4 protein-coding genes are annotated in these 4,021 nt (G+C 70.6%); 3 read left to right on the top strand and 1 reads right to left on the bottom strand.

What is annotated here, in order from left to right; genetic code table 11:
* Window positions 1-147: 147 nt before the first annotated feature.
* The 3 genes from hemB (at window position 148) to QN345_RS16360 (ending at window position 2,885) form a co-directional block, all read left to right on the top strand.
* The gene (hemB, locus tag QN345_RS16350) at window positions 148-1,131 is read left to right on the top strand and encodes a porphobilinogen synthase (RefSeq protein ID WP_416347623.1); all 984 of its coding nucleotides are present in this window, start codon (window positions 148-150) and stop codon (window positions 1,129-1,131) included.
* A complete protein-coding gene (hemL, locus tag QN345_RS16355; protein WP_134560702.1) occupies window positions 1,131-2,462 on the top strand; it encodes a glutamate-1-semialdehyde 2,1-aminomutase in 1,332 nt (443 codons plus the stop codon). Before hemB ends, hemL begins: the two co-directional genes overlap by 1 nt.
* Window positions 2,463-2,540: 78 nt before the next feature.
* Window positions 2,541-2,885, top strand: a complete 345-nt coding sequence (locus tag QN345_RS16360) for a hypothetical protein (protein ID WP_134449197.1) — start codon at window positions 2,541-2,543, stop codon at window positions 2,883-2,885.
* A gap of 32 nt (window positions 2,886-2,917) precedes the next feature.
* Here the strand turns inward: QN345_RS16360 and QN345_RS16365 are convergent, their stop codons facing one another.
* Window positions 2,918-3,820: a hypothetical protein gene (locus tag QN345_RS16365; protein ID WP_174775140.1), complete on the bottom strand. Its 903-nt coding sequence runs from the start codon at window positions 3,818-3,820 to the stop codon at window positions 2,918-2,920.
* Between the last annotated feature and the right edge of the window lie 201 nt (window positions 3,821-4,021).

Genomic DNA, 4,021 nt, shown 5'->3' on the forward strand with positions numbered 1-4,021 from the left:
CCCCCCCCCCCCCCCCCCCCCCCCCCCCCCCCCCCCCCCCCCCCCCCCCCCCCCCCCCCCCCCCCCCCCCGCCCGCCCCCCCCCCCCCCCCCCCCCCCCCCGCGGCTCGAGTGGTGTCTCGTCTGGCGTGGGTAGGGTGGATGGGTGATTACTCCAGTTATTCGGCCTCGACGGATGCGTTCGAGTTCCTCGCTCCGCCGGCTCGCCCGTGAGACCCGCATCCACCCCGCCGAACTCGTGTTGCCGATGTTCGTCCGCGAAGGGCGGGAGTCGGTGGACATCACCTCCATGCCCGGCGTGGTGCAGCACTCGATCGACAGTGCGCGCCGGGCCGCAGCCGAGGCCGCCGCAGCAGGTATCGGCGGCGTGATGCTCTTCGGAGTGCCGGATGTGCGCGACGCCATCGGCTCCGGCGCGACCGACCCGCTCGGGATCCTCAATGTCGCGACCCGGGCCATCGCAGACGAGGTCGGCGACGCGCTCGTCGTGCAGACCGACCTGTGCCTCGACGAATTCACCGACCACGGCCACTGCGGGGTGCTCGCGCTCGACGGCAGTGTCGACAACGACGCGACCCTCGAGCGGTACAACGAGATGGCACTGATCCAGGCGGCCTCCGGTTCCCGGCTGCTCGGGCTCAGCGGCATGATGGACGGCCAGGTCGCCTCCGTTCGCGAGGCCCTCGACGGTTCGGGATTCCAGGACACCGCCGTCCTCGCATATTCGGCGAAGTACGCCTCCGCGTTCTACGGCCCCTTCCGCGAGGCCGTGCAGTCGACGCTCACGGGCGACCGGCGCAGCTACCAGCTCGACCCGGCCAACCGCAGGGAGGGCGTGCGCGAGGCCCTGCTCGACATCGAACAGGGCGCGGACGTCGTGATGGTCAAGCCGGCAGGCAGCTACCTCGATGTGCTCGCAGACGTCGCGGCCGTGAGTGATGTCCCGGTCTGGGCATACCAGGTGTCCGGTGAGTACGCGATGATCGAGGCGGCCGCCGCCCAGGGCTGGATCGACCGCCGCCGTTCGATCGAGGAATCGGTGCTCAGCATCCGCCGGGCAGGCGCAGACGCCGTGCTCACATACTGGGCCGTCGAACTCGCCGCCTGGCTTACCGAAGGAAACCGCCCGTGATGACCCGCAACGACGAGCTGTTCGCCCGCGCCCAGCGCGCCATCCCCGGCGGCGTGAACTCGCCGGTCCGGGCCTTCCGCTCGGTCGGCGGCACCCCGCTGTTCCTCGTGAAGGCCTCAGGAGCCTACGTCACCGACTCAGACGGCCGCGACTACGTCGACCTCGTCAGCTCCTGGGGGCCCGCGATCCTCGGCCACGCGCACCCCGAGGTCGTCCACGCGGTCCAGGCCGCTGCAGCACTCGGCTTGTCGTTCGGTGCGTCCACTCCGGGCGAGACCGAACTCGCCGAGCTGATCGAGGGCCGCGTCTCGGCCGTCGACAAGCTTCGCCTCGTCTCGACGGGCACGGAGGCGACGATGACCGCCATTCGCCTCGCCCGCGGCTTCACCGGTCGCGAGCTCCTGATCAAGTTCGCCGGCCACTACCACGGCCACTCCGACGGACTCCTGGCCCAGGCCGGCTCCGGGCTCGCGACCCTCGCCCTGCCCGGTTCCGCCGGTGTGACCGCTGCGACTGCGGCGCAGACCCTCGTGCTCCCGTACAACGACCTCGAGGCCGTGCGCGCCGCGTTCGAAGCCCACCCGGGGAGGATCGCCGCCGTCATCACCGAGGCCGCCGCCGCGAACATGGGCGTGGTCGCGCCAGACCCCGGCTTCAACGCAGCCCTGACCGAGCTCGCGCACTCCTACGGTGCGCTGCTCATCATCGACGAGGTGCTCACCGGCTTCCGGGTCGGGCCGGCCGGGTACTGGGGCCTCGACAACGCGGGAGAGACCCCCGCGAAGCCGTACAGCCCCGACCTCTTCACGTTCGGCAAGGTCATCGGTGGCGGCCTGCCCGTCGCGGCCCTCGGCGGACGTGCCGACGTCATGGACTACCTCGCCCCCGCAGGCCCGGTCTACCAGGCCGGAACCCTGTCCGGGAACCCGGTCGCCGTCGCAGCGGGCATCGCGACCCTGCGCGCCCTCGACGACACCGTCTATCCGCGGCTCGATGCGACCGCGCTGCTGCTCTCGAACGCGGTCTCCGCCGCCTTCTCAGCAGAGGGTGTCGCGCACAGCGTGCAGCGGGCGGGCAACCTGTTCAGCTTCGCGTTCGGGGCGGATGCCGCAGCGCACCCCCCACGGGACTACGCCGCCGTGCAGCGCCAGGAGGCCTTCCGGTACGGCCCGTTCTTCCACGCGATGCTCGACGCCGGGGTGTCACTGCCGCCGTCGGTGTTCGAGGCCTGGTTCGTCTCTGCGGCCCACGACGAGCAGGCGATCGAGTGGATTCTCGACGCGTTGCCCGCGGCGGCGAAGGCGGCAGCGGCGGCCGTCGTGCCCGACTGACGGAGCGCACAGTTCCGCGTTACTGCATTGTGAGGTTTCGACAGCGGGAATACCGGCCGAACGGGGCAGACTAGGCCTATGGCTTCCTTGCGCGTTCATCCCGATCGGCTCGAGGTACACCTGACGAAGGCCGAGAAGACGCTCGCCTTCCGCCGCGAGGACATCGTCGTCGCACGGGACAACATCCGCTCGGTGACGATCACGGACGACCCGTGGATCTGGATCCGCGGGATCCGCGCCCCCGGCCTCGAGGTTCCACTCGTGCTCGCGGTCGGCACCTGGAAGTTCCACGGGGGCAAGGACTTCCTCGCGATCAAGCGCCGCCGCCAGGCCGTCGTGATCGACCTCATCGACGAGGACTTCTCGCGCGTGATCCTCACCACCAACCACGCTCCAGACCTGATCGCCTCGCTCAAGCTGTAGCCGGTCGCCGGTCGCGGGTCGCGGGTCGCGTGCTACGGGCGCACTCCGCTCGTGGTGACGATCTTCGTCCAGGGCCCCGGCGGGACGTCGGCCGCCTCGACGAACTGCCAGTCGACCGTGTCGTTCTCCCCGTTGATGTCGCTGAATCGCAGGCAGCCGTTCAGGGCCGGGGAGACGTCCATGCCTGCTCCGTTGAACTTCTTGTTGGCCGGCCGGGCATCGTCCGCACCGAACACATATGCGGCATCGTGGTACTGGCCGGGCCCGGCGTCCTCGATCTGGCCGTAACAGGTCTGGCCGTTCGAGCGGATGCGGACCCACCTGTTCTTCATCAGGCTCACGGTGTCATCGCCCGCCGAGCCCGCGTACGCAGACTGGCCGGCCCACGGCACGACCTTCTCGCGGGTCGCGAACGCCTGGGCGTCGTTGAGGTCGTCGAACGGGAGATCGAGGTAGAACGGGTTCTCCTTCGGAGCCAGCTGGGTCGGGAAGTAGTCGTTGGCCGCCGTCCGCACCTCGGTCTGGCAGTCGTCCGCCGTGCGGACGCCGTCGCAACCGCCATAGCTCGCCATCCACCCCGAGTCATACGTCGAATAGACCTGGCTGCCGTCCGCGGCGTTCGGGTCGAAGATCTCGCCGACCCAGAACGTCGTCGAGACGATCCCGGTGTGCCAGGGGTACGCCCCGACCGTGGGAGCCGTCGGGGCCGCGCTCGCGGACGGCGCGGGGGTCACGGATGGTGCGGGGCTCCCGCTGGGTGTCGGAGTGCCGGGGGACCGGCTGGCCGAGGGGGGAGCTGTGCTCTGGCCGGGTCGCGGAGCGGTCGACACCACGATCGTCAGCACGGCCAGAACCGTCAGGCCGATCGCGAGGAGACTGATCAGGAGTGCGCGCCGGCGAGGGGTCCCGCCCGCTGGCTCATCGTCTTCCGGCATTCGCCCTCCTCCAGCACACAGAACGTCCACATCGGTTCGGCAGCCGATGGCGTTGAGATGCTACCCGGCCTCTCGCGCGCTCACGGTTCATCTTCACCACCTTCCCAGCGGACCGTCGGCCGGCTCGCACCGGCCGCCGGCCGCCACCGCCCCGCTCAGTCGACGGTGACCGACTTGGCGAGGTTGCGGGGCTTGTCCGCG

Origin of the sequence: Cryobacterium sp. 10I1 (genome assembly GCF_035019805.1) — a bacterium.
In the GTDB taxonomy this organism is placed as follows: Bacteria; Actinomycetota; Actinomycetes; order Actinomycetales; family Microbacteriaceae; genus Cryobacterium; species Cryobacterium glucosi.

Bases quoted from the DNA above. Each gene is read 5' to 3' on its own strand.
- hemL (WP_134560702.1), top strand. From the start codon at position 1,131: ATGACCCGCAACGACGAGCTGTTCGCCCGCGCCCAGCGCGCCATCCCC.
- QN345_RS16360 (WP_134449197.1), top strand. From the start codon at position 2,541: ATGGCTTCCTTGCGCGTTCATCCCGATCGGCTCGAGGTACACCTGACG.
- QN345_RS16365 (WP_174775140.1), bottom strand. From the start codon at position 3,820: ATGCCGGAAGACGATGAGCCAGCGGGCGGGACCCCTCGCCGGCGCGCA.